The sequence below is a fragment of the Caldimonas taiwanensis NBRC 104434 genome, assembly GCF_001592165.1.
Lineage (GTDB): Bacteria > Pseudomonadota > Gammaproteobacteria > Burkholderiales > Burkholderiaceae_C > Caldimonas > Caldimonas manganoxidans.
The window spans coordinates 131,920-155,877 of the sequence record NZ_BCWK01000005.1; the positions used below are offsets into that span (position 1 = coordinate 131,920).

Sequence of the window (23,958 nt, forward strand, 5' to 3'; positions counted from 1 at the left end):
GGGGGCGCACCATGGATCTTCAATGGATGACTTACCTGATCGTGGGGCTGAGCTTCGCGATCTATATCGGCATTGCCATCTGGGCCCGCGCCGGCAGCACCAAGGACTTTTATGTGGCCGGCGGTGGCGTGCACCCCGTCACCAATGGCATGGCCACGGCGGCCGATTGGATGAGCGCAGCCTCCTTCATCTCGATGGCCGGCCTGATCTCCAACATGGGCTACGGCGGCGCGGTGTTCCTGATGGGCTGGACCGGCGGCTATGTGCTGTTGGCTTGCCTGCTGGCGCCTTACCTGCGCAAGTTCGGCAAGTTCACGGTGCCCGAGTTCATCGGCGACCGCTACTACTCGCAGTTTGCCCGCAATGTGGCCGTGGTCTGTCTGTTGGTGGCTTCCATCACCTACATCATCGGTCAGATGACCGGCGTGGGCGTGACCTTCGCACGCTTTCTGGGCGTCACCAGCGACCAAGGCATCTACATCGGCATGGCCATCGTGTTCGCCTATGCGGTGTTCGGCGGGATGAAGGGCATCACCTACACCCAAGTGGCACAGTACATCGTGCTCATCCTGGCCTACCTGGTGCCGGCATTCTTCATTTCGCTGAATCTGACCGGACACTTCCTGCCGCAGCTGGGCCTGGGCGCGAACTTGGCAGGCACCGACGTGTCGCTGCTGTCCAAGCTCGATCAAGTGATCACCGATCTCGGCTTCGCACAGTACACGAGCAACACGGCCGGCAGCACGATCAACATGCTGTTCTACACCATCTCGCTGATGATCGGCACGGCCGGCCTGCCGCACGTGATCGTGCGCTTCTTCACCGTGCCCAAGGTGGCCGACGCCCGGTCGTCGGCCGGCTGGGCCTTGGTGTTCATCGCGCTGCTGTACACCACCGCCCCGGCCGTGGGGGCCATGGCCCGTCTGAACCTGTTTGGCACCACCAACACGGCCGTGGGCATCACACAGAACGAGGCCGGACAGCTGGTCGTCGACCCCGAAGTGATCAAGGCCAAGCCTGACCTCTTCTCCCCCGAAGCCAGCCTGCCGTATGACAAGCGCCCCGAGTGGATGAAGCGCTGGGAAGCCACGGGGCTGCTGAAGTGGGAAGACAAGAATGGCGATGGCCGCATCCAGTTCTACAACAGTGCCACCAAGGACCCGGAGGTGCAGGCCAAGGCCGCGGCCGCAGGCTGGAAAGGCAATGAGCTGACGGTGAACGCCGACATCATCGTGCTGGCCAACCCCGAGATCGCGCGACTGCCCAACTGGGTGATCGCCTTGGTGGCCGCCGGCGGCCTGGCCGCAGCGCTGTCTACCGCAGCAGGCTTGTTGCTGGCGATTTCCTCGGCCATCTCGCACGACCTGATCAAAGGTGCGATCAAGCCCGATATCAGCGAAAAAGGCGAACTGGTGGCCGGCAAGATCGCCATGGCCGGCGCCATCTTCGTGGCCGGCTATCTGGGCTTGAACCCGCCGGGATTTGCCGCCGGAACCGTGGCCCTGGCCTTCGGCATCGCTGCTTCGACGATCTTCCCGGCCCTGATGATGGGGATCTTCAGCAAGACCGTGACCGACAAAGGCGCCAGCGCCGGCATGATCGCGGGTCTGGCCGTGACGCTGTTCTATGTGTTCGCACACAAGGGCATCTTCTTCATCAAGGGCACCGAGTATGTCCACCTCATCGGCGGAGCCAACAGCTTCTTCACCATCACCCCCGAAGCCTTCGGCACCGTGGGCGCGCTGGTGAACTTCGCCGTGGCTTTTGTGGTCAGTAAGATGACGGCCCCCGTGCCCTCGCACATTGCCGCGATGGTGGACGCCGTGCGCACTCCCAAGGGCGCCGGCGCCGCCACGGCGCACTGAGCGGCACGCAGCCGCCGCGGGTCGTCTGTCTGCACGGCCCGCCCCGACCCCGCCGGTGCGCGGGGTCTTTTCTTGGCCAACAATCGACGCTGCGACGGTCCACGGTCATGAGCATCTATCTCCTCAATTGGTTCTTTCTGCTGGCGCTCGTTCCAGTGGCGTTTTTCTGGCTGCGACGCGCCTGGCGCATTGGGGTACGCCGCGACTTCTCGGAGGTGGCGCTCAAGAAGGGGCTGCCGCCGCCCGATGCCGAGCGCTACGCCCCCTATGAGCTGGCCATCAACCTGTTGGGGGGCCTCGTGTTGGTGGCGGTGTTGGTGGCGGTGCTGGGCTTCCAGGCGCTCAGCCGCGATGAATGGATTGCCATTGCCGGCTCGACGCTGTGGATCAAGATCTTCGCCTCCCTCGCCCTGAGCCGGCAGGCCCATGGGTTTGCGGTAGCGGGCCGCCGGCGGCCTGGGAGTTCACCGTAAGGCCGCCGTCGAAGGCACAGGCACAATTCGTGTTGCAAGGAGAGCCTTGCCGCCATGAACGGCGCGCCCAGAATGAGGAGACACCGATGTTCAGGAGTCTGGGGGCGCAGCGGCTGGTGTTTGTGTTCTTCGCCGGCTGGCTGTTGCTGAACTTTCCGCTGATGGCGCTGTGGGACCGCGAGGCCACGGTGCTGGGGGTGCCGCTGTTCCCCGCAGCGCTTTTCCTCGTGTGGGCGGTGCTGATCGGCATGACCGCCTGGCTCGTGGAACGCCTGGACGACTGACATGGTGCTCAGCGCGCCGCTGGTCATCGTCACCGCCTTCGCTTACTTGCTGCTGTTGTTCGCCGTGGCCCACCATGGCGACCGTCGCGCGGCCGAGGGTCGATCGATCATCGGCAATGCCTGGATTTACACCTTGTCGCTGGCGGTGTACTGCACCGCCTGGACCTACTTCGGCAGCGTGGGTCGCGCCGCCACCGCAGGCGTGTGGTTCCTGCCGATCTACCTGGGCCCGACGCTGGCCATGGTGCTGGCATGGATGGTGGTGCGCAAGATGATCCGCATCGCCAAGACGTACCGCATCACTTCCATCGCCGACTTCATCGCCAGCCGCTATGGCAAGAGCCCCGCCCTGGCCGGGCTGGTGACGCTGATCACGGTGGTAGGCATCGTGCCCTACATCGCGCTGCAGCTCAAAGCCATCTCCGTGGGCTACGGCCTGCTGACGCAGCCGCCGGCGCCCCCCGGGGGGGTTTCCGGCTCGGCCTGGTGGCAGGATACCGCGTTGTATGTCGCGCTGGTGCTGGCCGGCTTCACGATCGTCTTCGGGGTGCGCCACCTGGACAGCACCGAACGCCACGAAGGCATGGTCGCAGCCATTGCTTTTGAGTCGCTGGTCAAGCTGCTGGCCTTCCTGGCCGTCGGCGTCTTCGTCACCTGGGGGCTGTACGACGGCCTGGGCGATCTGTTCGGCCGGGCCCTGGCCGACCCGGAACTGGCTGCCCTGCTCAGCCCCTCCCAAGGCGCGGGGCAGGGCCATGGATTTGCTTACGGCTCGTGGTTCGCGCTGACGCTGCTGTCGATGCTGTCGGTCATCTTCTTGCCGCGGCAGTTCCAAGTGATGGTGGTGGAAAACGTCGATGAGAACCACCTCAAACGCGCCGCCTGGGCCTTCCCGGCCTACATGCTGCTCATCAATCTCTTCGTGCTGCCCATCGCGCTGGGCGGATTGATGCACTTCGACAAAGGCAGCCACGACCCCGAGGGCTTCCTGATCTCGCTGCCGCTGTCGGCCGACCAACAGGCCTTGGCCTTGTTGGCCTTCATCGGTGGCTTGTCGGCCGCCACGGGCATGGTCATCGTCGAGTCGATCGCCGTCTCGACCATGGTATGCAACGATCTGATCATGCCCTGGCTGCTGCGCACCCGGCGCGTGCAAGCCCGCTCGGGCGGCGATCTGACCGGGGTGCTGTTGGGCATCCGGCGCGCGGCCATCGTGGGCATCTTGCTGCTGGGCTACTTGTACTTCCACCTCGCCGGTGAAGCCTACGCGCTGGTGAGCATCGGTCTGATCAGTTTTGCCGCGGTGGCCCAGTTCGCGCCGGCGATGCTGGGGGGCATGTATTGGAAAGGCGGCACCCGCGAAGGCGCGATGGCCGGCCTGTTGGCCGGTTTTACCCTGTGGATGTACACGCTGTTGTTGCCTTCACTGGTCAAGTCGGGCTGGCTGGAGACCTCGCTGCTGGAGCAAGGCCCCTTCGGCTGGGAACTGCTCAAGCCCGAAGCGTTGCTGGGCCTCAGCGGGCTGGACCCGCTCACGCACTCCTTGTTCTGGAGCCTGTTGGCCAACATCGGCGCCTATGTGGGCCTGTCCTTGTGGCGCGGCCCCTCGGCCCATGAAACCAGCCAGGCCATGCTGTTCGTCGACGTGTTCGATCGCACCCAGGCCACCCGTCCGGTGTTCTGGCGCGGCCGCGCGCACGTGGCCGATTTGTTGCCGCTGGTCTCACGCTTTCTCGGTCCGGCACATGCCCAGCGGCTGTTCGAGGACTATGCCCGCCAGGTCGGTGCGCCCAGCATCGAGCGCATCCCGGCCGACGCCCGCCTGGTGCACTACGTGGAAACCCAGCTCGCCGGCGCCATCGGCAGCGCCTCGGCGCGCGTGATGGTGTCCTCGGTGGTCGAAGAAGAAGCCCTGGATCTGGACGACGTGATGCGCATGCTGGAGGAAACCTCGCAACTGCGAGCCCACTCGCGCGAGCTGGAGGAAAAATCGCGTGCGCTGGAGCAGCTCACGGCCGAGCTGCGCCAAGCCAATGAGCAGCTCAAAAGCCTCGACCGCTTGAAGGATGATTTCATGTCCTCGGTCACGCATGAGTTACGCACACCGCTGACCTCCATCCGGGCGCTGTCCGAACTGATGCTCGACGACGCGGACATGGATCGCGCCCAGCGCCAGCAATTCCTGGGTCTCATCGTCAGCGAAACCGAACGCCTGAGCCGACTGGTCAACCAGGTGCTGGACATGGCCAAGATCGAGTCGGGCCACGCCGAATGGCACCCCACCGACGTGGACTTGGCTGCGTTGTTGGAGCAAGCCGTCAACACCACGCGAGAGCTCTTCCACGAGCGCGGCGCCGAAGTCCACCTGCATCTGCCACCGGGCTTGCGCACGCTGCGCACCGACCGCGACCGGCTGATGCAGGTGATGTTCAACCTGCTGACCAATGCCGCCAAGTTCGTGCCGCAGGGCCGCGGCCGCGTGGACGTTCGGGTCCTGCCCGACGAGCGCGGCGTTCGCATCGAGGTGCAAGACAATGGCCCCGGCGTCCCCGAGTCGCTGCGGTCCACGGTGTTCGAAAAATTCCGTCAGGGCGGGGACGAGAGCATCCGCCGTCAAGGCACCGGGCTGGGCTTGCCCATCAGCCGGCAGATCGTGGAGCATTTCGGCGGACGCATGTGGTTGAGCGAGGAAGACGGCCCCGGCGCCTGCTTCTGCCTGTGGCTGCCCTGGACGCCCACGAACGAATCGATGCATCAAGAACGCCCCACCGGAGACGAGCATGCCTGCCAAGATCCTCATCGCGGACGATGAGCCCAACATCTTGCTGTCGCTGGAATACCTGATGAAGCGCGAGGGCTATGAGGTGAGCTTGGCGCGTGATGGTCAGGAGGCCCTGGAGGCCATCCGTGCCGACCCGCCGGCCCTGGTGCTGCTCGATGTGATGATGCCGCGCCGCAACGGCTTCGAAGTGTGCCAGGAAGTGCGCAGCGACGAGCGCCTGCGCGGCGTGCGCATCTTGATGCTCACTGCCAAAGGGCGCGACACCGACATCGCCAAAGGGTTGGCGTTGGGTGCCGACGCCTATGTGACCAAGCCCTTCTCCACCAAGGACCTGGTGGGCAAGGTGCGCGAGATGCTGGAGGCACAGGGCTCGTGAGGATCGATCGCCGCTTCGTGCTGGCCTTGCTGGCCTTCGCGCTGGCGCTGCTGTCGTGGGGCGCGCTGAGCGTGGCGCTGGTGTGGTCCACCGTCGATGAGCCCCAGCGCCACATGCTGCGCACGGTGTTGACCGAGCGAGCCCCCTTGATCGCCATGGCCTTCGTCGTCACGTTGGGCCTGGTCGTGTTGCTGTTGCGCCCGGTTTATCGGCGCTGGATCACCGCGGCGGCCCGACTGGCCGAGGACACCCAAACCGTGCTGGGCACCGGCGTCGTGCGCGAAATCACCCCGCGCGGCAGCGCCGAGCTGCGTGCACTCACCGGGGTGATCAACGAACTCGTGCGCCAACGCGCGCGGCTGCGCGAGGACATGGCCCAGCAAGTGCGCCTGGCCAGCCAACGCATCGAACAGGAACGCTCGCGCCTGGCCGCGCTGATGGCCGAGCTCCGGCAAGCCGTGGTGGTGTGCAACCTCGACGGACGCATGCTGCTGTACAACGCCCGTGCGCGCAGCCAGTTCCGTGCCCTGTCCAGCACGCCGGCCCTGGCCGACGGAGCGGAATTGATCGGTCTGGGCCGCTCGATCTACACCGTGATCGACCGCCGTCTGGTGGCCCATGCGCTAGACCACCTACGCCGTCAAATGGCACGTGGTCAGCCCGACCCCTCGGCCCAGTTCGTCACCAGCACGCCCACGGGCCAGCTGTTGCGCGTGCAGATGACGCCGGTGCGCGATCCATCGGAGTCGGGCCTGGGCGGCTTTTTGCTGATGCTGGAGAACATCACCGAGGCCTTCGAGGCCGAAAGCGAGCGCGACCGCGTCTTGCACGACCTCATCCAAGGCACGCGCGCCTCGCTGGCGTCGCTGCGGGCGGCCGTCGAAGTGCTGGATGATCCTGCACTGGACGCATCGATGCGTGAGCGCTTGCAGCACGTGGTGCGCGAGGAAACGGCCACGATGAGCCGCCGGCTCAACGACCTGGCCCAGCGCAGCACCGAAGCGCGGCGCACCCGCTGGCCGCTGGAGGACATGCTCGGCGCCGACTTCGTCGCCGCCGCCGCCCAGCGTCTGCAAGCCATCCACGGCGCTCGTGTGAACGTCGGCGAGGTCGATGCCACCGTGTGGCTGCGCGTGGACAGCTTCTCGTTGCTGCAGGCCCTGGCCTACCTGGCCGGCCGGCTGGTGGACGAGTACCAGGTGCGCTATTTGCAGTTGCGCCTGGCCCCGGCCGGCGCACATGCCCACCTGGACCTGGTCTGGCCCGGCCAGGCGATGAGCACCGAGACCGTGATGAGCTGGGAGCTCGACCCCATGCAGGGCGGCGCGGGCGCCTCCCCGCTGAGCGTGCGCGAAGTGCTCGACCGCCACGGCGGCGAATTCTGGTTCGAACGCGAGCGCACGCGCAATCAGGCCTTCTTCCGTTTCCTGCTCCCGCAGGCCACTGCCCCGGAAGCCCCCGCGGCAACAGCCCTGCTCCCTCAGGACCGCCGGCCGGAGTTCTACGATTTCGATCTGTTCCAGACCAGCGATTCCAACCAAGACCTGGCCGAGCGCCGGCTCGTGGACCTGGTCTACACCGTGTTCGACACCGAAACCACGGGCTTGGAGCCCACCGGCGGGGACGAAATCATCCAAATCGGTGCCACGCGCATCGTCAATGGCAAGTTGCTGCGCCAAGAATGCTTCGAGCAACTGGTCGATCCGCAACGCCCGATCCCGCCGGCCTCCACGGCCATCCACGGCATCACGCCGGAGATGCTTTTGGGCCAACCCACCATCGACAAAGTCCTGCCCGCCTTTCACGCATATGCCCGCGACACCGTGCTGGTGGCGCACAACGCGGCCTTCGACATGCGCTTTTTGCAGCTGAAGGAAGCCCGCACCGGGGTGCGCTTCGACCAGCCGGTGTTGGACACCCTGCTGCTGTCGGCCGTGGTGCACCCGCACCAAGACTCCCATCAGCTGGAGGCCATCGCCGAACGTCTGGGCGTGACGGTGTTCGGCCGCCACACCGCGCTGGGCGACGCCATCGTCACGGCCGAGATCTTCCTCAAACTCCTCCCCCTGCTGGCCGCCCAAGGCATCCACACCCTCGCGCAGGCGCGGGAAGCGTCGAAAAAGACCTATTACGCCCGTATTCACTACTGACCGCCATGCTAGGCTGCCGGTATGTCAAAGGTCGAGCACCAGACGTGAGCAGCGCGCTCGGGAACAGCAGGACATCATGCGCCGATGCGCCTCGCGCTCGGCGCGGCTGAGTACGCTGTCGCGGTGATCGACCTCACCATCGACCACGCCCACCTCGCAGCTACCACACAGGCCTTCTTCGCAATCGCTTTGCACGTCCACGTTTGCCCCGCGCAACACCTCCAAGAGCGTTTTGTCGGCCGGTACCTGCAGGCGCAGCCCTGAGTTGCGCAGTTCTACCTCGAACGGCCGCTCCTGCGCCGGATCGAGCCGCTTTGCACCACCGGAAAAGTGTTCGATATGCAAGGCCCCTTCGGGCCACACGGCAGCCAACTGTTCCAATTCGTCGAGCATACGCCGAGGTCCGCAGGCGTAGATGCGCGTAACCGCATCGGGCGTGCCGAGCAGGCGGCCGAGGTCATTGCGCTGGCCCGCCGAACTCACATACAGATGCAGGCGTTCACCATGGAGGGCACGCAACTCCCGACCGAAAGCCAGCACAGCCTGCGAGCGGACGCTGTAGTGGATCTCGTAGTCGATGCCCAGCGCCTTGGCGCGAGCGGCCATCGCCATGATGGGCGTGATGCCGATACCGCCAGCAATGAATAGCAGCCGGCCGGCCGTCTCGTCCAGGCGGAAGTGGTTGCGCGGACCGCGCACGCGCAGGACCTGTCCCGGGTGGACCTCGTCGTGGATCCAGGCCGAGCCCCCTCGGCTCGCAGGGTCGCGCTGCACCGCCACGACCCATTCCTGCTCGTCCTGCACATCGCCGCACAGCGAGTACTGCCGCGATAAGCCCGTCTCTCCGCACTCGATGTCAATGTGCGCCCCGGGGCTCCAGCGCGGCAGGCTGCGCCCATCGGGCGAGGCCAGCCGCAGGCGCACGATGCCCTCGGCCACCGCATCGACGGCGCGCACGACCAACGGACGGACCATGTCGCGTGCCAGCGGGGCCCCGATACGCACCGGATGCCTGCTGCCCAGCACCGATGGGTCGCGCCGCTCGGGGTTGCGGGCCGGATCCCATTCCACCCACAGGTGCTGTGGCCCGCGGAACGACACGTTGTGCACGTATTCGTAGCGCTGCGATGCGAGCCGCATGTGGGGAAGCCTTCGACTCAGCTCCTCGATCATGATCTGCATCTCCATGCGGCCGATGTTCTTGCCCAGGCACTGGTGAGCTCCGAAACCGAATGTGAGATGTTCCGCCGAGTTCTCGCGACGGATGTCGAAGAGGTCCGGGTCGACGAAATGGTCGCCGTCGTGGTTGGCCGAGGCCACCACGAGCAACAACTTCGACTCGGCGGGAATGGACACGCCGTCGAGCACCACGTCGCGCGTGGCGCGGCGACGCCAAGAGGCCACCGAGCCGCTGAAGCGTAAGCACTCCTCAAGGGCAGGCGAGATCAACGCCGGGTCCTCGCACAGCTCGCGCCAGGCGGTGGGGTGCTGCAGCAGCAGCTTGATCGCGTTGGCCGAGGCGAAGGCGGTCGTTTCGTGCGCGGCCACGATGATGGCCATCATCATCGAGTGCAGGTACGAGTCGGTGATGACGTCGGGGTGGAGCTTTTGCTGACGGATGGAGTAGCGCATCCACCCGGGCCCATCTGGCGTGCGGCGCATCTTTTCGAGCACCTCGCCAGCGAATTGCCAGAACTGCCCCACCGTGTGCGCCACCGACAGCTGCTCCTCGGGTGAAGGTCGACCGAAGGCGTTGACCGTGTGCGCGATGGAGAAGCGACGCATCTTCTCCCGGTCCTCCGCATCGACACCGAGGAAGTGCAGCGCCACTGTGAATGGCACCTCCCAGAGCAACTGGTCGACCAAGTCCGCGCGGCCGTCGTTGACGAAGCGGTTTACCGCCTTGCGCACCAACTCGCGCACCATGGGCTCGTGCTCGGCCAGGTGCTCCGGGGTGAAGGGGGCCATCAGCACACGGCGGCGTGCCATGTGCATCGGCTCGTCCTCGTTGACGAGCGTGCGGCTCATTGCGTAGCCGTACTGCTGGAGCACCCGCAGCGCTTCGTCAGACGTGGGCGAGATGCGCTCGAGCACGATGGACGGGCTGAAGGTGATGGGGTCACGGAAGATGTCCTTGATCGTCTGGTAGCGCGTCACCACCCAGTAGCCCAGCTTGGGTGCGTAGAACACCGGCTCCTGTTCGCGCGCCCAGCGCACGAACTCGGCCGGGTCCTCCATGTAGGCGTCCTGGAAGGGGTCGAACTCGGCCGCCCGAGCGCTGACGGGGCAACCGTTGGGCGCCGAGTGACCGGCGTGCGCGACCGGGCACCGCGAAGCGGCGGCCGCGGTGGAGGAACTCATGGATTCCATCGAAGGCTCCTGCGGGAAGGCACTGCAAGCAGACAGCCGGCGCGATGAAGGCAGGCACGCCCCGCCCACCGGCGACAAGGCAGCGCGCCATGCGCCGCCGGAATCGAGAGACGGTCCACGGGCTCAGTCCAGCGTGATCTTGAGATCGTGGATCAACTTGTGCCAACGGGCGGTTTCCTTGCGCAGCAGTTCGGCGTACTGCGCAGGCGTGTTCCCCACCGGTTCGACGCCGAAGTCGACGAGGCGCTTGTTCACCTCGGGGTCCCTGATCGCCTCGACCACGCGCTTGTTGAGCGCCACGACAATGTCGGCCGGCGTGGCCGAGGGCACCACCATCCCCACGAGTGCGGCGGCCTCGACGTTCTTGTATCCCAGCTCCGCGAAGGTTGGAACGTCTGGCAACTGGGCCAAACGTGTGGAATGCGCCACCGCCAGCGGCTTGAGCTTGCCGCTCTTGATGAAGGCCGCGCCAGCAGCGTAATCGACCATCATCACCGGCACCTGCCCACCCACCACGTCGGCCAGAGCGGGGGCAGCCCCACGGTAGGGTACGTGCACCATGAACAGGCCGGCCTCGACCTTGAGCAGCTCCATGGCCAAGTGGTGCGGGCTGCCCGCGCCGGCCGACGCGTAATTGAACGCGCCAGGCTTGGCCTTGGCTTTGACGATGAAGTCCTTGGCCGAGGCAAACCCCTGCTCGGGGTTGGCCACCAGGATCATCGGGAAACGCCCCATCAAGGTGACAGGCGTGAAATCGCGCGCGGGGTTGTAGGTAAGCGACTTGTACAGCGCCGGATTGAACACCAGCGTGCCGTTGTCGGCCGACAGCACGGTGTGCCCGTCAGCCGGCGCACGCGCCACATCCACCGCAGCGATCGACGTATTGCCCCCTGGCTTGTTCTCGATCAACACGGGCTGCCCAAGCCCGGCCGACAGCGCGTGGCCGATCGTGCGCGCCAGAAAGTCAGAACCGCCGCCCGCGGGATAAGGCACGACCCAACGCAGCGGCTTGGACGGGAAACTCTGCGCCATCGCGCCCCCCGGCAGCACCAGAGGCAGGGCCAGCAACAGGGCAGACAGGCACTTCTTCATAGGGGGCTCCTTTCCAACAGCGACCAATTACGCTCTGCGAAATTTTTATACGCATTGCGTAATTTATTGATCCTGGATAACCCGCATACCTGTTGTTGGCTGCATGGCAACCCCCTCGCTAACATTCACGCCACCGCGCTGCCGCCCAAGCCCATGCCCCGCCCCCCAGTCACCCAGGACGCCTCCGCTCTGACCCGCCAACGCCGCCAGCGCGTGCAGGCGGCGGCCACTGGCGTGGCGGTGCTCAAGGGGCTGTCCCGGCTGGGCGGGCGGGCGAGCCTGACGGCACTGGCGGCGCATGTGGGCGAAAGCCCGGCCAAGGTGCACCGCTACTTGCAAAGCCTGATGGAAGAAGGCCTGGTGGAACAGGACACCGGCTCGCAGCATTACTACCTTGGCACCGAGGCAATCCAGATCGGCATTGCCGCCATGCGCCAGGCCGACCCACTGCGCGTGGCCGAGCCCGCGCTAACCCGCCTGCGCGAGCGGTTGGAAGTGACCTGCTTCATCGCCGTAATGGGCAACAAAGGGCCTACCATCGTGCGGTTTGAGGAACCCGGTCTGCCGGTGACCGTGAACGTGCGGGTAGGCTCGGTGTTGTCGATGTTGTGGTCGGCCACTGGGCGCGTGTTTCTCGCGCTGACCGAAGACTCACGGGTGCAGGCCATGGCCCATGAGGAGTTGGCCGCAGCCAGCCTCGAGCAGCGGCGGCTCCTGGATGCTCGCGACCCGATCGGCCGGCTGCGCGAGGAAGTGCGCAGCCTGGGCCTGGCCTGTATTCGCGACGTCTACCTGCAGGGCATCAGCGCCGTGGCTGCACCGCTATACGACCACAGCGGGCAGGTGCGCGCCGTGCTCACCGCGCTGGGGGCCACCGGCGGGTTCGATGCCTCGCCGCAGGGCCCGATCGCCCAGGCCCTGGCTGCCGAAGCCCGTGCGGCCAGCGCAGCGCTCGGACACCGGGCCTGACCGCTGCGCAACGCCACCCATCCTGGTCAGCCCAGCTGCACCGCTTGCTCCGCCTGCCCGTGGCAGCAGGCAACGCCGTGCACCCCATCACGGATTCCGTCCCGCAGCGCGATCTTCGCACTCTGGTCCGCCCCTCCCCCTCAAGCGGCAGCCCACACGGGCCGATAACCGTTGCATCCAAGCCCCCCTCGTCAGCACGGAGGGGGTCGTACGGCCATCGACGGGATTCTTGACCATGAAATTCATCCAACACTGGCGCGTGGGCACCCAGCTCATCGGCGGGTTCATCGCGGTATGCACCATCGGCGCGATGATCGGCGCCGTGGGCTTGTGGCGCACGTCCCAGATGAACGAGTACGCCCAAGCCATGTACCAACGGCAAGTCATTGGGCTCAATGCAGCGGCCGACACCGCCTTGATGCTGCAAGCCACCAACCGAGCGGCCATGGATGCCGTGTTTGCCGACACCTTGACCACCCGCAAAGAGCGCGTGGACACCGCGCAGCAGCGCATGCGCCAAACGCTGGAACTGCTGGATCAGACCGACAACTATTTCACCACCGCCGAAGGCAAGCAAATGGTGCAAGCCGCGCGCGAGCAGCTGGGCAAGGTGCAGCAGGCCTTGAGCGAACTGATCACCCGACTGGACAGCGAGCCGCCCGGCGAAGCCTGGACGGCGGTCCACATGCTCAGCGAAGACTTGCGGCCCGTGATCAGTGAAGCCGAAACCCGGCTGACCGCACTCAAGCAACGCAAGCAGGCCGACGCCCAGAAATTGGCCGAAGCCACCTCGGCCGCCTTTGCCAGCGGGCGCATCGCAACGATCGGGCTGATCTTGGCCGGCGTGGCCACGGGCCTGGGGCTGGGCGTGTGGCTGACTCGTCGGCTGACGCGCCAGCTCGGCGGCGAGCCGGCCGAGGTGGCGGCCGTGGCCAACGCAATCGCTCAAGGCGATTTGACCACGTCGATCGACCTCTCACGCGCCAAGCCGGGCAGCGTGGTGATGGCCATGCATGCGATGCAAGAGTCTTTGCGCCGCGTGGTGGGCAGTGTGCGCGCCAGCAGCGACCACATTGCCACGGGCTCCAACCAGATTGCCGCGGGCAATGCCGATTTGTCCCAGCGCACCGAGGAGCAGGCGAGCAATCTGCAGCAAACGGCCGCCTCGATCGAGCAGTTGGTGAGCACCGTGCAGCACAATGCCGAGACCGCCCGCCAAGCGGCCCAGTTGGCCGGCGTGGCCAGCGACGTAGCCAGCAAAGGCGGTCAAGTGGTGGGCGAGGTGGTGCACACCATGGGCGAGATCAATGCCAGCTCCAAGAAAATCGCCGACATCATCGGCGTGATCGATGGCATTGCCTTCCAAACCAACATTTTGGCGCTCAATGCCGCGGTGGAAGCCGCGCGCGCCGGCGAACAAGGCCGCGGCTTCGCGGTGGTGGCCGGCGAGGTGCGCAACCTTGCCCAGCGCAGTGCCCAGGCCGCCAAGGAAATCAAGAGCCTGATCCAGGCCAGCGTGGAAAAGGTGGAAGCCGGCAGCGGCCTGGTGGATCAGGCCGGGCAGACGATGAGCGACATCGTGGCCCAGGTCAAGCGCGTGACCGATCTGATCCAGGAAATCAGCGCGGCCACCATCGAGCAGACCTCCGGCCTGAACCAGATCAACGACGCCGTGGGCCAGCTGGACCAAGTGACGCAGCAAAACGCCGCGCTGGTGGAGCAATCGGCCGCTGCCGCCGACAGCCTGGCCCAGCAGGCACGCCGTTTGGTGGAGGCCGTCGCGCAGTTCAAGCTCAGCGAGCAGCAAGCCGCCGCACTGATCGAGCGGGCCCAGGCGTCCAGCCGGAATGCCGTGGCGGCTTCCTCCGAGCCACCGCCGATGCAAGCCACCGACGGCGGTTGGCGCGAGCACTGAGCATCGCGCGCCCAGGCTAGAACCACCCCGACTGGAAACGCTGCTCCAGCACGCTTTGCAAGGTGTGAACGATGTCGAAGGCTTCCTTGAGCTGACTGCGCTCGAAGTGCGACAGTCTTTCGACGACGAGGAAGTTGTCCGGCGCCCGTCCTTGCGCGATCTGGCCGGCCTGGTGGCGAATGCGCAACGCCGCTAGAAATTCCAGCGCTTGGCGCAGGTCGCGCGCGCCGTCGGCGCTGATCTCGCCGCTGTCGGCCGCGCGCTGCAAGCGCTCTTGCGTGTTGACCTCCTTCAAGGCCGCCGCCAGAGCGTAGATGCGCGCCAGATCGACGATGGGCACGATGCCCGTGTGCTTCAGATCGATGGCGCCGCGATGCTCGCCGCTGCGAATGGGTGCAATGCCCCCAAACAGCCCTCGCGGCGGCCGATGGGCCAGCGCGTTGCCCACCATATGCGCCAAAAAGATGCCGTTGCCACGCGTGCGATCGAGCATGTGGCCGCGCAGCGAATCGAGCCAATCGGCGCGTCCATGCACCGCACGCAGATCGAAAAACACGCAGGTCAGCATCAGCGCCTTGGGTTCGGGCTCGTCGATCCAGGTGCGGAAATACTGACGCCAGCGGCGCAAGGGCTGACGCCAAGCCGGCGTCATGGCCATCATCTCGCCCGGACAATGCACATAACCGCAGGCGGCCAAACCATCGCAGACCCAGCGCGCGAAAGCCTCGAAGTAGGCCCCGTGGCGCGCTTCGTCGTAGCCATCGTCCAAGATCAGGCAGTTGTCCTGGTCGGTCTTGGCCGTCTGTTCGCAGCGGGCCTGCGAGCCGGCAGCCACCCAGACATAGTCCACCGGCGGCGGACCCAGCCGATTTTCTGCGAGCTGGATCAGCCGGATGGTGAAGGCATCGGTGACGGCGGTGATCAAGTGCCCCGTGGCATGGGCTGAGGCGTCGGCCGCCGCGAGGTGGCGCTGCAGCTCGGGCAAGCGCCGGCTCAGGCGCACCAGGCCGTCCAGATCGGCCTGCTTGTAGATCTCGCCAACGAGGAACACCGCGGTCGTGCCGTGCCGCTCGGTGAGGTCGCGCGCCGTGACCAGGCCGGTGACACGCGACCCGTTCATCAGCGGCAGATGATGGATGTTGTGTTGCGCCATCAGCATCAGCGCCTCGATCGCCGGGCGGCTCTCATCCAAGGTCAGGGGGGCCAGCGTCGCGATGTCCAACACCGGACGGGACGGATCCAGCCCGGCAGCCACGACCCGGTTGCGCAAGTCGCGGTCGGTCACCAGCCCAAACAGCCGGCCTTGTTCGACCACCAGCACCGACGACACGCCCTGCTGCTGCATGAGCTGCGCCGCCTCTCGCACACTGGCCGTGGGCGGCACCGTGACCGGCGCGCGCCAGCGCAAGCTCGACAACGGCTCGTTCAGCAGATGCAGGTGCTGCTCGCGGCGGCCGGTCGCCCGATGGGGCTCGGACGGTGGCGCCGACGGTTCCAGACCCGACAGGGGAGCATCCATGGCCCCATCATCGCCGGCCAGCCCCGACCTGACCAGAGGGGAAACCGAGAAGCCTCGAGCGCTTGGCGGCCCGCTGGATCCGCGCCACCGCACCCAGGTCTTGATGGGCGTCATACCGCCCGCCCTGCCGGCAAGAACTCACCAGGCGTCGAGATAGCGCCCTGCCGGCTCGCCCACACGGGCCGAGGCCAGCGCGCGCGCCAGCCAGGAGCGTGTGTCGGCCGGGTCGATCACCGCATCGATCTCCAAGGTCTGCGCAATGTGCAGCGCCGCACCGCGGGCCCGCTGCTCGGCCAGCAAACGCTCGAACAAGGCCTGCCGCGCGGGGCCCTCGGGCTGGGCTTCAAGCTCTTTGCGATACCCCAGGCGCACCGCGCCTTCCAAGCCCATGGCGCCAAATTCACCGGTGGGCCAGGCGGCCGTGGCCATGGGCGCATGCAGGCTGCCGCCGGCCAAGGCCATCGCGCCCAGACCGTAAGCCTTGCGCAGCACCACGGCCAGCCAGGGCACGCGCTTGCGTGCTGCAGCCAGGAACAAGCGGCTCACGTGGCGCACCTGCGCCTGCGCCTCGGCCTGCGGCCCCACCAAGAATCCGGGCGTGTCGATGAGCGAGACGATGGGCAGGCCATGCACATCACACAACTGCACGAAGCGCGCCGCTTTGTCCGCCGCCTCCGCATCGACGGCGCCGCCCAAATGCGCCGGATTGCTAGCCAACAAACCCACCGGTCGGCCCTCGATGCGGGCCAGGGCCGTCAACACGCTGCGCCCGAATCCCTCACGCAATTCCAGCACGGAGCCCGCATCGGCCACGGCCCGCATCACCGCCCGCATGTCGTAGGCGCGCAAGCGGTTTTCTGGGACGGCCTCGCGCAAGACCGCGGGGTCGCTCCAGTCCCATTCACTCACCCGGCCCTGAAAATACGACAGATACTGGCGCGCCACACGCACCGCGGCGGCCTCGTCGTCCACCAGCACATCGATCACCCCGTTGCGGGCTTGCACTTCGCTGGGCCCGATGTCCTCGGCACGGTAAACGCCCAAACCCGCGCCTTCGATCATGGCCGGTCCGCCCATGCCGATGCAACTGTCGCGCGTGGCGATGATGACATCGCAACACCCCAACAACGCGGCATTGCCGGCAAAACAACGCCCGGCGGCGATACCCACCACCGGGACCAGGCCCGACAGCCTGGCGTGACTCGCAAACGTGGGCAGGTGCAATCCGGCCACCACCGGCCAATCCGTATCGCCCGGGCGGCCACCGCCCCCCTCGGCAAACAACACCACCGGCAGCCGCTGCTCGAGGGCGATCGCCAACATCCGGTCGGTCTTTTGGTGGCTGCGCGCGCCCTGGGTGCCGGCCAACACCGTGGCGTCATAGGCCATGACGACACAGCGTGAAGCCTCTTCGCCGAACCAGGCACTGTTGACCGAGCCGATACCGGTGACGATGCCATCGGCCGGGGTGTGGCGCTGCAAGTCCTCCAGGCTACGCCGACGGCTCTGCGCAGCGATGGCCAGTGCGCCATACTCGATGAAGCTGCCCGGATCACACAGGTCGGCGATGTTTTCGCGTGCCGTGCGCAAGCCCTGGGCGTGACGACGCGCCACTGCCTCGGGCCGGGCGGCATCCTGCGTCAGCGCCAAGCGCTCGCGCAGCCGCTGCAGGTCGGCGCGCTCGCGGCAAGCCGGCGGCATCGCCGCCGTGGCCTCGCAGGCGCTTGGCAAGGCCGGCTCCGCAGGGCCCAGCCGCAGCAAGGCGGCGCCTTCTTGCACCAACTCCCCCACGGCGGCCAGCCACTCGCGCACCACACCATCGGACGGCGCGCAGATTTCGTGCTCCATCTTCATGGCTTCGAGCACCAGCAGTGGTTGTCCGGCGCGCACGGTCTGGCCAGGCCGAACGAGGAATTCAACCACCGTCGCGCTGGTGGGAGCGTGCACGAGATCGGTCGGCATGGTGGTCCTCGAGACGAAAGCAACACAAGCGGCTTTATCCCTCCAAGGCGCGGTCCATGTCCGTCACCTGGGTGACGCCTTCGAGGGCGACTGAACGCCCGCGCACTGCTGCAAATGGTCCACCAACAGCCGAGCAGCTGCGGTCAAGGTCTGTGGCGATCGCATGCAGATCACGAAGCGACGGCAAGCCCAAGCATCCGTCAACGGAATGAGTCGCAAGCCCAGGCTGCGCGCCTGCGGCTCGCACACTTCCCGAGGCAGGATCGCCAAACCCAAACCGGCGGCCACGATGCGACAAGCCGCATCCAGTGTCGAGACTTGAATGCGGTGAACCCAGGTGCGGCCGGCCATGGCCGCATAGCGCCGCAGCATCGTCTCCATGATGCTGCCGGGCATGACACCGACGGCCTCGTGATCCAGCGTCTCGACGAATTTCAAGCGGCGGCGCCGCGCCAGCGGATGCGAGGCATGCACCAAGACGGCCAGGTGATCGCATCGGTACGGCAGCGTGTGCAGCCCCTGAAGCTCGCCGGCGTCCCAAAGCACACCCAGATCGGCCGTTCCCTCGCGCACGCTGCGCACGATCTCCGGGCTCAAGCGCTCCTCGAAACTCACCTTCACGGCTTGGTAACGCGCCAAGAATTCCGCCACGTCATCGGGCAAGCGTTCCGACAGCACCGAGATGCTGGCCAGCACCCGCACGCTGCCATGCACCCCGCTGGCAAAGCCACTGAGCTCGGCTTGCAAACGCGCCAATGCGCCCAGCACTTCACGCGCTTGGCGCAACAAGGCTTCGCCGGCGGCCGTCGGCCGAATGCCGCGCCGAGCACGCACCAACAAGCGCACGCCGGCGTCTTCCTCGATGGCCGCAATGCGCTTGCTGATGGCCGAAGGCACGATGGCCTCGCGCTCGGCCGCTCGGGCGATGTTGCCCTCTTCGCAGACGGCAACGAAAAGCTTCAGGCTCACAGGATCGATCGGACGCATCGGGTCAGGTGCGGCATCAGCGTTTCCAAACAGGAACGGTATTGGTTCCCAAATATCGCTACAAGTCCATGCCGGAAACCCTAAAGTCCTGCGCAAGCCATCTTGTTCCACCCGCTGAAGTGCACCCCATGCAAACACTGCCTCTGTGCGCCACCGTTCGCGAAGTCGGTCTGCGCGATGGCCTGCAAAGCATCGGCACCATCGTGCCCACCGAGCACAAATGTGCGTGGGTGCGTGCCGCGCATGCTGCGGGCCTGCGCGAGATCGAAGTCGGCTCGTTCGTGCCGGCGCGCAGGCTGCCCCAGTTGGCCGACACGGCCGAGGTCTTGCGCGAGGCCAAAACCTTGCCGGGGCTGAGCGTCTCCGTGTTGATCCCCAACCTCCAAGGTGCCGAGCGCGCGCTCGAACTCGAGGCGGACCTGATGATCCTGCCCTTGTCGGCCAGTGCTGCGCACAGCCTGGCCAACCTGCGCAAAACGCCGGACGAGGTGGTGGCCGAGATGGCTCGCATCCGCGCCGCGCGTGACGCCAGCGGCCGGCGCACCCTGATCGAAGGCGGGGTGGGCACGGCCTTTGGCTGCACGATCCAAGGCGAGGTGCGGCCTGCCGAGGTGCTGCGCCTGCTGCAAGCCCTGCTCGATGCCGGCGCCGACCGGGTGAGCCTGGCCGACACCGTCGGCTACGCCGACCCCGCGTCGGTCAGTCGCCTGTTCGAGCAGGCGCTCAAAATCGCCGGCGATCGTTTGTGCGGCGCCCACTTCCACGACACCCGCGGCCTGGCCCTGGCCAATGTGGTGGCCGCGCTGCAACTGGGCATCACGCGCTTCGATGCGTCGCTGGGCGGCATCGGCGGCTGCCCTCATGCCCCGGGCGCCAGCGGCAATGCAGCCACCGAGGACTTGGTGTTCCTGCTGGAATCCATGGGGGTGGACACGGGCATCGACATCCACGCCTTGCTGGCGCTGCGTGCGCAGCTGGTGCGCTGGATCGAGGGCGAACCAACCCACGGCACACTGTGGCGAGCCGGACTGCCCAAGACCTTCCGGCCGGCCCGCGCCTGCACGTGAGGCCCCCTCTGTTCATGGCATCGATGGAGCTCGCTTCTATGACTGCTGCGTTACCACTGGATGGCCTTCGCGTCATCGAATTCACCCACATGGTCATGGGGCCGACCTGCGGGATGATCCTGGCCGACCTCGGGGCCGAGGTGATCAAGATCGAACCCCCCGGCGGAGACAAGACCCGCCGCTTGCCGGGGCTGGGCATCGGCTTTTTCCGCAGCTTCAACCGCAACAAAAAGAGCGTGGTGCTCGATCTGCACACCCCCGCAGGCCGTGCGACGGCTTTGGAGCTCATCGGTCAATCCGACGTGCTCATCGAAAACTTCCGCCCCGGCCTGATGGCCGAGCTCGGTCTCGATTACGACACCCTGTCCGCCCGGTTTCCTCGGTTGATCTACGCCTCTCACAAAGGCTTTCTGCCTGGGCCCTACGAGCATCGCACGGCACTGGACGAAGTGGTGCAGATGATGGGCGGCCTGTCGTACATGACCGGCCCGCCAGGCCAGCCGCTGCGAGCCGGCGCGTCGGTCAACGACATCATGGGCGGCATGTTCGGCGCCATTGGCGTGCTGGCAGCCTTGCGCGAACGCGAGCGAACCGGACGCGGGCAGGAAGTGCAAAGCGCCCTGTTCGAAAACTGCGTCTTCCTCGTGGCGCAACACATCCAGCAATACCTGATGACCGGTGAGCCGCCGCCGCCCATGCCCGCGCGGGTCTCGGCCTGGAGCGTCTACGACGTTTTTTCACTGGCCGATGACGAGCGATTGTTCATCGGTGCCGTCAGCGACCGGCAGTTTCGCACGCTGTGCGAAGTGATCGAACGCCCGGACCTGGCCGATGACCCTGCCTTGGCCACCAATACCCAACGCGTGGCCGAGCGGCCCCGCCTCATGCAGGAACTCCGCCAAACCTTGCGCGGCTGGCGCCTGGACGAGCTGTGCGCTCGCTTGGAAGCCGCCGGGGTGCCGTTTGCGCCCTTGCGCCGCCCCGACCAGCTGGTGGACGACCCGCATTTGCGCGCCAGCGGGGGCCTGATGCCGATGGACACCGATGACGGCCAGACCACCCAGGTCGTGGCGCTGCCCTTGCGGATGGGACACCGCCGCCTGGGCGTGCGCCAGCCGCTGGCCCGAGTGGGCGAACACACCGAAGACGTGTTGTCGCGCCTGTCGTCCCACTGATGTTCGCGTGAACCTTCCACCCCCGAGGAGACCCCGATGAAACCAACCCTTCGTCGCCGCCACCTGATGATGCTGGCTGCCTTGGCCCTGGCGCCTGCCGCCTTCGCTCAAAGCAGCAACACCCCGCTGCGCGTGATCCTGCCGGTGAGCGCCGGCTCGGGCGTCGATGCCATCGTGCGTGCCGCACAAAATGCCTTGTCCCAAGCCACGGGCCAGCCCGTGGTGATCGAAAACCTGCCTGGGGCTGGCGGCATCACCGGCACCCAGGCCATCGTGAAGGCTGCTCCAGATGGCAACACCATCGGCTTCGTCTCCAACAACCATGCCGTCAATCCCAGCGTGTTCAAGAACATGCCCTATGACGGCCTGCGCGACCTCACGCCGATCTCGGTGGTCGGAGAAACACCGTTCGTGCTCGTGGTCCATCCCACCCATGTGCCGGCGCGCACGGCCAAGGAGCTGCAAGCCTTTTTGCAATCCCGGCCGGGCAAAACCAACTATGCCTCCTCGGGCAACGGCACCATCATCCACCTGGCCGCCGCCATGTTCGCCGAAGCCGCCAAGGTGGACAGCCGCCACATCCCCTACAAGGGCACCGGGCCGATGATCACCGACTTGATCGGCGGCCAAGTCGACTGGGGCGTGGTGGCCGTGCCGGCCGTGCTCGGTCATCTGCAAAGCGGCGCCTTGCGAGCCATCGGTGTGATGGGCCGTCAGCGCATTGCCGCACTGCCCGATCTGCCCACCATCGCCGAACAAGGATTTCCCGAAGTGGAAGTGGCCGGCTGGTTCGCCGCCGTGGCGCCGGCCAAGCTGCCGCAAGACCAGTTGCAGCGCCTGCACTCAGCCATCGTGACCGCCTTCAACGACCCGGCCGTGCAAGCCGCCATGGCCCGGCAGAACAACCTGATCCAGCCCACGTCGCCGCAGGCCGCACGGGCTTTCATGGAAGCCGAACAAGCTCGCTATGCCCGCTTGGTGAAACAAGCCCACATCACGCTGGACTGAGGAAGCCATCGCGGCGCGGCAGGGCCGCGGGGGCTTTTCCGTCATGCTCGCTTCATGCGAGCATGGCAAACTGACCCTGCGACCGCCTGCCCTGCAAGTCCATGCCGCCCCACCGTCAGACCGGCCCCTTTCCACCCCACCACCCGCTCGACCCCACACGCCGTCTTTGGCTTGGGCGCACCATCTTGGCCTGCGCCACCGTGGCCGGCTGTGCCCGGCCCCCAACAACGCCCTTGGGGGCCGGCCTGGCCCCAACGAGCATCGCTCCCTTTTCCGCCTCGGCGCCCGACGGGCGCGTGCCTCGCGGCTGGGAGCCTTATGTCCTGCGGCGCGACAAGCGCCCCACCCACTACGCCACCGCGTCGGTCGATGGTCGTACCGTGCTGCGGGCTCACTCCGACGGCGCGGCCACCGGCCTGCGCTGCCTGGTGGACATCGACCCATGGCAAGCCGGCCGCCTGCGCTTTTCCTGGATGGTCCAGCATGTGGACCCCCGACTGACCGTCAGCGACCCACGCATCGACGATGCGCCCGCGCGCGTGATCCTGGCCTTCGACGGCGATCTGCGGCGGCTGTCGCTGCGGGATCTGATGTTCTACGAGCAAGTGGAGCTCTTCACCGGACAGCGCCTGCCCTATGCCAGCCTGATGTACGTCTGGGACGCTCAAACCCCGCGCGACACCGTGGTCCACTATGCCCGCAGCAGCCGCATCCGCTACCTCGTCATCGACGGCGGCCCCGGAGCCCTCGGGCACTGGCGCTTCCACGAGCGCGACGTGGTAGAGGACTACCGACGCACCTTCGGCGAAGACCCTGGCCCGATCCGCAGTGTGGGCGTGCTCACCGACAGCGACGACCTGGGCGTGCCCGTGACCGCCTGGTATGGCGACATCACACTGAGCCGGCGCTGAATCGTCAAGGCCCAAGACGCCCGCGGCACCACCGCACGCCCAACGCCTCAAGCCGCTTGCGGTCGTGGCGCCTCGGACACCAAGCAACCTTGCTCGAAATAGCCTCGCAGGTTGTCCAGCACCCGTTGGGCCATGGCCCAACGGGTCTGCACCGTCGCGCTGGCCATGTGCGGGGCCAAGACCACATGGTCCAGGCTCCGCAAGGCTTCGGGCACTTCGGGCTCTCTTTCGAACACATCCAAACCGGCCCCAGCGATGCGCCGCTGTTGCAGTGCGCGCACCAGCGCTTGCTCATCGACCACCGTGCCGCGAGCGATGTTGATCAGATAGGCGTGCGGTCCCAAGGCCTCCAACACCGCCTCATCGATCAAATGGCGCGTGCCCTCGCCGCCGGAGGTGGCCACCACCAGCACATCGGCCCAGCGCGCCAGTTCGATCAAGCACGGCTCGTACGTCCAGGGCACCCCATCCACCGGACGACGGGCGTGATAGCGCACCGGCATGGCAAATCCGCTGGCACGACGTGCGATGGCCTGCCCGATACGACCCAGCCCCACCACGCCCAGGCGGGAACCGCTGACCTTGCAGCCCAGCGGCCGGAAGTGGCCTTGCGCCCAGGCACCGCTGCGCACGAAGCGGTCCGCGGCACTGAGACCGCGCATCACATCCAGCAGCAAGGCCCAGGCCATGTCGGCCACGCAATCGTCCAGCACCCCCGGCGTGTACCCCACCGCCACCCCACGACGGGCTGCCATCTGCAAGTCGATCCGATCCAATCCCACACCGAGACTGGAAATCAGCTTCAAGGCCGGCAAAGCCTCGATCAAGGACGCATCCGCCCCCACCGCCGCCGACGTGATCACCGCCTCGATGCGAGGCCCGTGTTCCGCGATCACCTCCTCCAAAGACCGCTGCGTGGGGGCCTCATGCAGCTCGCAGTATGTGGCCAATTCCCGCTGCAACTCGGGCGCAAAGCGGTCAGGCACTCGCTGCAAGACAACCGGCCGGCGTGATGCGCTCATCATTCGAGGCGAGCTGTGCCATTGGCAAGCC

The 23,958-nt window shown here is 66.6% G+C and carries 17 protein-coding genes and 1 pseudogene; 12 read left to right on the top strand and 6 right to left on the bottom strand.

What is annotated here, in order from left to right; translation table 11 throughout:
• Positions 1–11: 11 nt before the first annotated feature.
• The 6 genes from CTA01S_RS06300 (at position 12) to CTA01S_RS06325 (ending at position 7,930) form a co-directional block, all read left to right on the top strand.
• Positions 12–1,865 (top strand): sodium:solute symporter family protein, encoded by a 1,854-nt coding sequence (locus tag CTA01S_RS06300; RefSeq protein ID WP_026330237.1) that lies wholly within the window; start codon positions 12–14, stop codon positions 1,863–1,865.
• 107 nt (positions 1,866–1,972) lie between these two features.
• On the top strand, positions 1,973–2,338 hold the full coding sequence (locus CTA01S_RS06305) for a hypothetical protein (RefSeq protein ID WP_019561204.1): 366 nt from the start codon (positions 1,973–1,975) through the stop codon (positions 2,336–2,338).
• A gap of 86 nt (positions 2,339–2,424) precedes the next feature.
• On the top strand, positions 2,425–2,622 hold the full coding sequence (locus tag CTA01S_RS06310) for a hypothetical protein (protein ID WP_019561205.1): 198 nt from the start codon (positions 2,425–2,427) through the stop codon (positions 2,620–2,622).
• Between the two features lies 1 nt (position 2,623).
• On the top strand, positions 2,624–5,434 hold the full coding sequence (locus CTA01S_RS06315; RefSeq protein ID WP_062193428.1) for a sensor histidine kinase: 2,811 nt from the start codon (positions 2,624–2,626) through the stop codon (positions 5,432–5,434).
• Positions 5,403–5,780 carry a response regulator transcription factor gene (locus CTA01S_RS06320; protein ID WP_019561207.1) on the top strand — a complete coding sequence of 126 codons (378 nt, stop codon included), beginning with the start codon at positions 5,403–5,405 and terminating at the stop codon, positions 5,778–5,780. Before CTA01S_RS06315 ends, CTA01S_RS06320 begins: the two co-directional genes overlap by 32 nt.
• Positions 5,777–7,930 carry a 3'-5' exonuclease gene (locus CTA01S_RS06325; RefSeq protein ID WP_062193432.1) on the top strand — a complete coding sequence of 718 codons (2,154 nt, stop codon included), beginning with the start codon at positions 5,777–5,779 and terminating at the stop codon, positions 7,928–7,930. Before CTA01S_RS06320 ends, CTA01S_RS06325 begins: the two co-directional genes overlap by 4 nt.
• Positions 7,931–7,954: 24 nt before the next feature.
• Here CTA01S_RS06325 and CTA01S_RS06330 read toward each other — a convergent pair whose 3' ends face one another.
• On the bottom strand, positions 7,955–10,291 hold the full coding sequence (locus CTA01S_RS06330; RefSeq protein ID WP_062193436.1) for a cytochrome P450/oxidoreductase: 2,337 nt from the start codon (positions 10,289–10,291) through the stop codon (positions 7,955–7,957).
• A gap of 132 nt (positions 10,292–10,423) precedes the next feature.
• A complete protein-coding gene (locus CTA01S_RS06335) occupies positions 10,424–11,392 on the bottom strand; it encodes a Bug family tripartite tricarboxylate transporter substrate binding protein (RefSeq protein WP_062193439.1) in 969 nt (322 codons plus the stop codon).
• A gap of 153 nt (positions 11,393–11,545) precedes the next feature.
• Between CTA01S_RS06335 and CTA01S_RS06340 the strand changes: the two genes are divergently transcribed.
• A complete protein-coding gene (locus CTA01S_RS06340; protein ID WP_062193442.1) occupies positions 11,546–12,361 on the top strand; it encodes an IclR family transcriptional regulator in 816 nt (271 codons plus the stop codon).
• A gap of 235 nt (positions 12,362–12,596) precedes the next feature.
• Positions 12,597–14,276 carry a methyl-accepting chemotaxis protein gene (locus CTA01S_RS16970; RefSeq protein WP_062193445.1) on the top strand — a complete coding sequence of 560 codons (1,680 nt, stop codon included), beginning with the start codon at positions 12,597–12,599 and terminating at the stop codon, positions 14,274–14,276.
• Positions 14,277–14,292: 16 nt separating this feature from the next.
• On the opposite strand, the gene CTA01S_RS06350 is transcribed toward CTA01S_RS16970, so the two are convergent.
• The 3 genes and pseudogenes from CTA01S_RS06350 to CTA01S_RS06360 all read right to left on the bottom strand — a co-directional run bounded on the left by CTA01S_RS06350 (position 14,293) and on the right by CTA01S_RS06360 (position 18,726).
• Positions 14,293–15,795 (bottom strand): DUF294 nucleotidyltransferase-like domain-containing protein, encoded by a 1,503-nt coding sequence (locus CTA01S_RS06350; RefSeq protein ID WP_062193450.1) that lies wholly within the window; start codon positions 15,793–15,795, stop codon positions 14,293–14,295.
• A gap of 138 nt (positions 15,796–15,933) precedes the next feature.
• A pseudogene (locus CTA01S_RS06355) lies at positions 15,934–17,757 on the bottom strand (carboxyl transferase domain-containing protein); the annotation flags it as partial.
• 63 nt (positions 17,758–17,820) lie between these two features.
• Positions 17,821–18,726: a LysR family transcriptional regulator gene (locus tag CTA01S_RS06360; RefSeq protein WP_371326083.1), complete on the bottom strand. Its 906-nt coding sequence runs from the start codon at positions 18,724–18,726 to the stop codon at positions 17,821–17,823.
• A 146-nt stretch (positions 18,727–18,872) separates the two neighbouring features.
• Between CTA01S_RS06360 and CTA01S_RS06365 the strand changes: the two genes are divergently transcribed.
• From CTA01S_RS06365 to CTA01S_RS06380, 4 genes are all read left to right on the top strand, one after another.
• Positions 18,873–19,811 (top strand): hydroxymethylglutaryl-CoA lyase, encoded by a 939-nt coding sequence (locus CTA01S_RS06365; RefSeq protein ID WP_062193461.1) that lies wholly within the window; start codon positions 18,873–18,875, stop codon positions 19,809–19,811.
• Between the two features lie 38 nt (positions 19,812–19,849).
• Entirely contained in the window at positions 19,850–20,986 is a 1,137-nt protein-coding gene (locus tag CTA01S_RS06370) for a CaiB/BaiF CoA transferase family protein (RefSeq protein WP_157451312.1), read from the top strand.
• Between the two features lie 36 nt (positions 20,987–21,022).
• Positions 21,023–21,994 (top strand): tripartite tricarboxylate transporter substrate binding protein, encoded by a 972-nt coding sequence (locus CTA01S_RS06375; protein WP_062193470.1) that lies wholly within the window; start codon positions 21,023–21,025, stop codon positions 21,992–21,994.
• Between the two features lie 296 nt (positions 21,995–22,290).
• Positions 22,291–22,905, top strand: a complete 615-nt coding sequence (locus CTA01S_RS06380) for a DUF3047 domain-containing protein (RefSeq protein ID WP_062193473.1) — start codon at positions 22,291–22,293, stop codon at positions 22,903–22,905.
• A gap of 47 nt (positions 22,906–22,952) precedes the next feature.
• Here CTA01S_RS06380 and CTA01S_RS06385 read toward each other — a convergent pair whose 3' ends face one another.
• On the bottom strand, positions 22,953–23,927 hold the full coding sequence (locus tag CTA01S_RS06385) for a 2-hydroxyacid dehydrogenase (RefSeq protein ID WP_033371324.1): 975 nt from the start codon (positions 23,925–23,927) through the stop codon (positions 22,953–22,955).
• Between the last annotated feature and the right edge of the window lie 31 nt (positions 23,928–23,958).

Excerpts from the sequence above, each read along its gene's own strand:
- CTA01S_RS06365 (WP_062193461.1), top strand. The coding sequence starts at position 18,873 with ATGCAAACACTGCCTCTGTGCGCCACCGTTCGCGAAGTCGGTCTGCGC.
- CTA01S_RS16970 (WP_062193445.1), top strand. The coding sequence starts at position 12,597 with ATGAAATTCATCCAACACTGGCGCGTGGGCACCCAGCTCATCGGCGGG.
- CTA01S_RS06375 (WP_062193470.1), top strand. The coding sequence starts at position 21,023 with ATGAAACCAACCCTTCGTCGCCGCCACCTGATGATGCTGGCTGCCTTG.
- CTA01S_RS06350 (WP_062193450.1), bottom strand. The coding sequence starts at position 15,795 with ATGGATGCTCCCCTGTCGGGTCTGGAACCGTCGGCGCCACCGTCCGAG.
- CTA01S_RS06340 (WP_062193442.1), top strand. The coding sequence starts at position 11,546 with ATGCCCCGCCCCCCAGTCACCCAGGACGCCTCCGCTCTGACCCGCCAA.
- CTA01S_RS06315 (WP_062193428.1), top strand. The coding sequence starts at position 2,624 with ATGGTGCTCAGCGCGCCGCTGGTCATCGTCACCGCCTTCGCTTACTTG.
- CTA01S_RS06335 (WP_062193439.1), bottom strand. The coding sequence starts at position 11,392 with ATGAAGAAGTGCCTGTCTGCCCTGTTGCTGGCCCTGCCTCTGGTGCTG.
- CTA01S_RS06385 (WP_033371324.1), bottom strand. The coding sequence starts at position 23,927 with ATGAGCGCATCACGCCGGCCGGTTGTCTTGCAGCGAGTGCCTGACCGC.
- CTA01S_RS06300 (WP_026330237.1), top strand. The coding sequence starts at position 12 with ATGGATCTTCAATGGATGACTTACCTGATCGTGGGGCTGAGCTTCGCG.
- CTA01S_RS06310 (WP_019561205.1), top strand. The coding sequence starts at position 2,425 with ATGTTCAGGAGTCTGGGGGCGCAGCGGCTGGTGTTTGTGTTCTTCGCC.
- CTA01S_RS06305 (WP_019561204.1), top strand. The coding sequence starts at position 1,973 with ATGAGCATCTATCTCCTCAATTGGTTCTTTCTGCTGGCGCTCGTTCCA.
- CTA01S_RS06370 (WP_157451312.1), top strand. The coding sequence starts at position 19,850 with ATGACTGCTGCGTTACCACTGGATGGCCTTCGCGTCATCGAATTCACC.
- CTA01S_RS06330 (WP_062193436.1), bottom strand. The coding sequence starts at position 10,291 with ATGAGTTCCTCCACCGCGGCCGCCGCTTCGCGGTGCCCGGTCGCGCAC.
- CTA01S_RS06320 (WP_019561207.1), top strand. The coding sequence starts at position 5,403 with ATGCCTGCCAAGATCCTCATCGCGGACGATGAGCCCAACATCTTGCTG.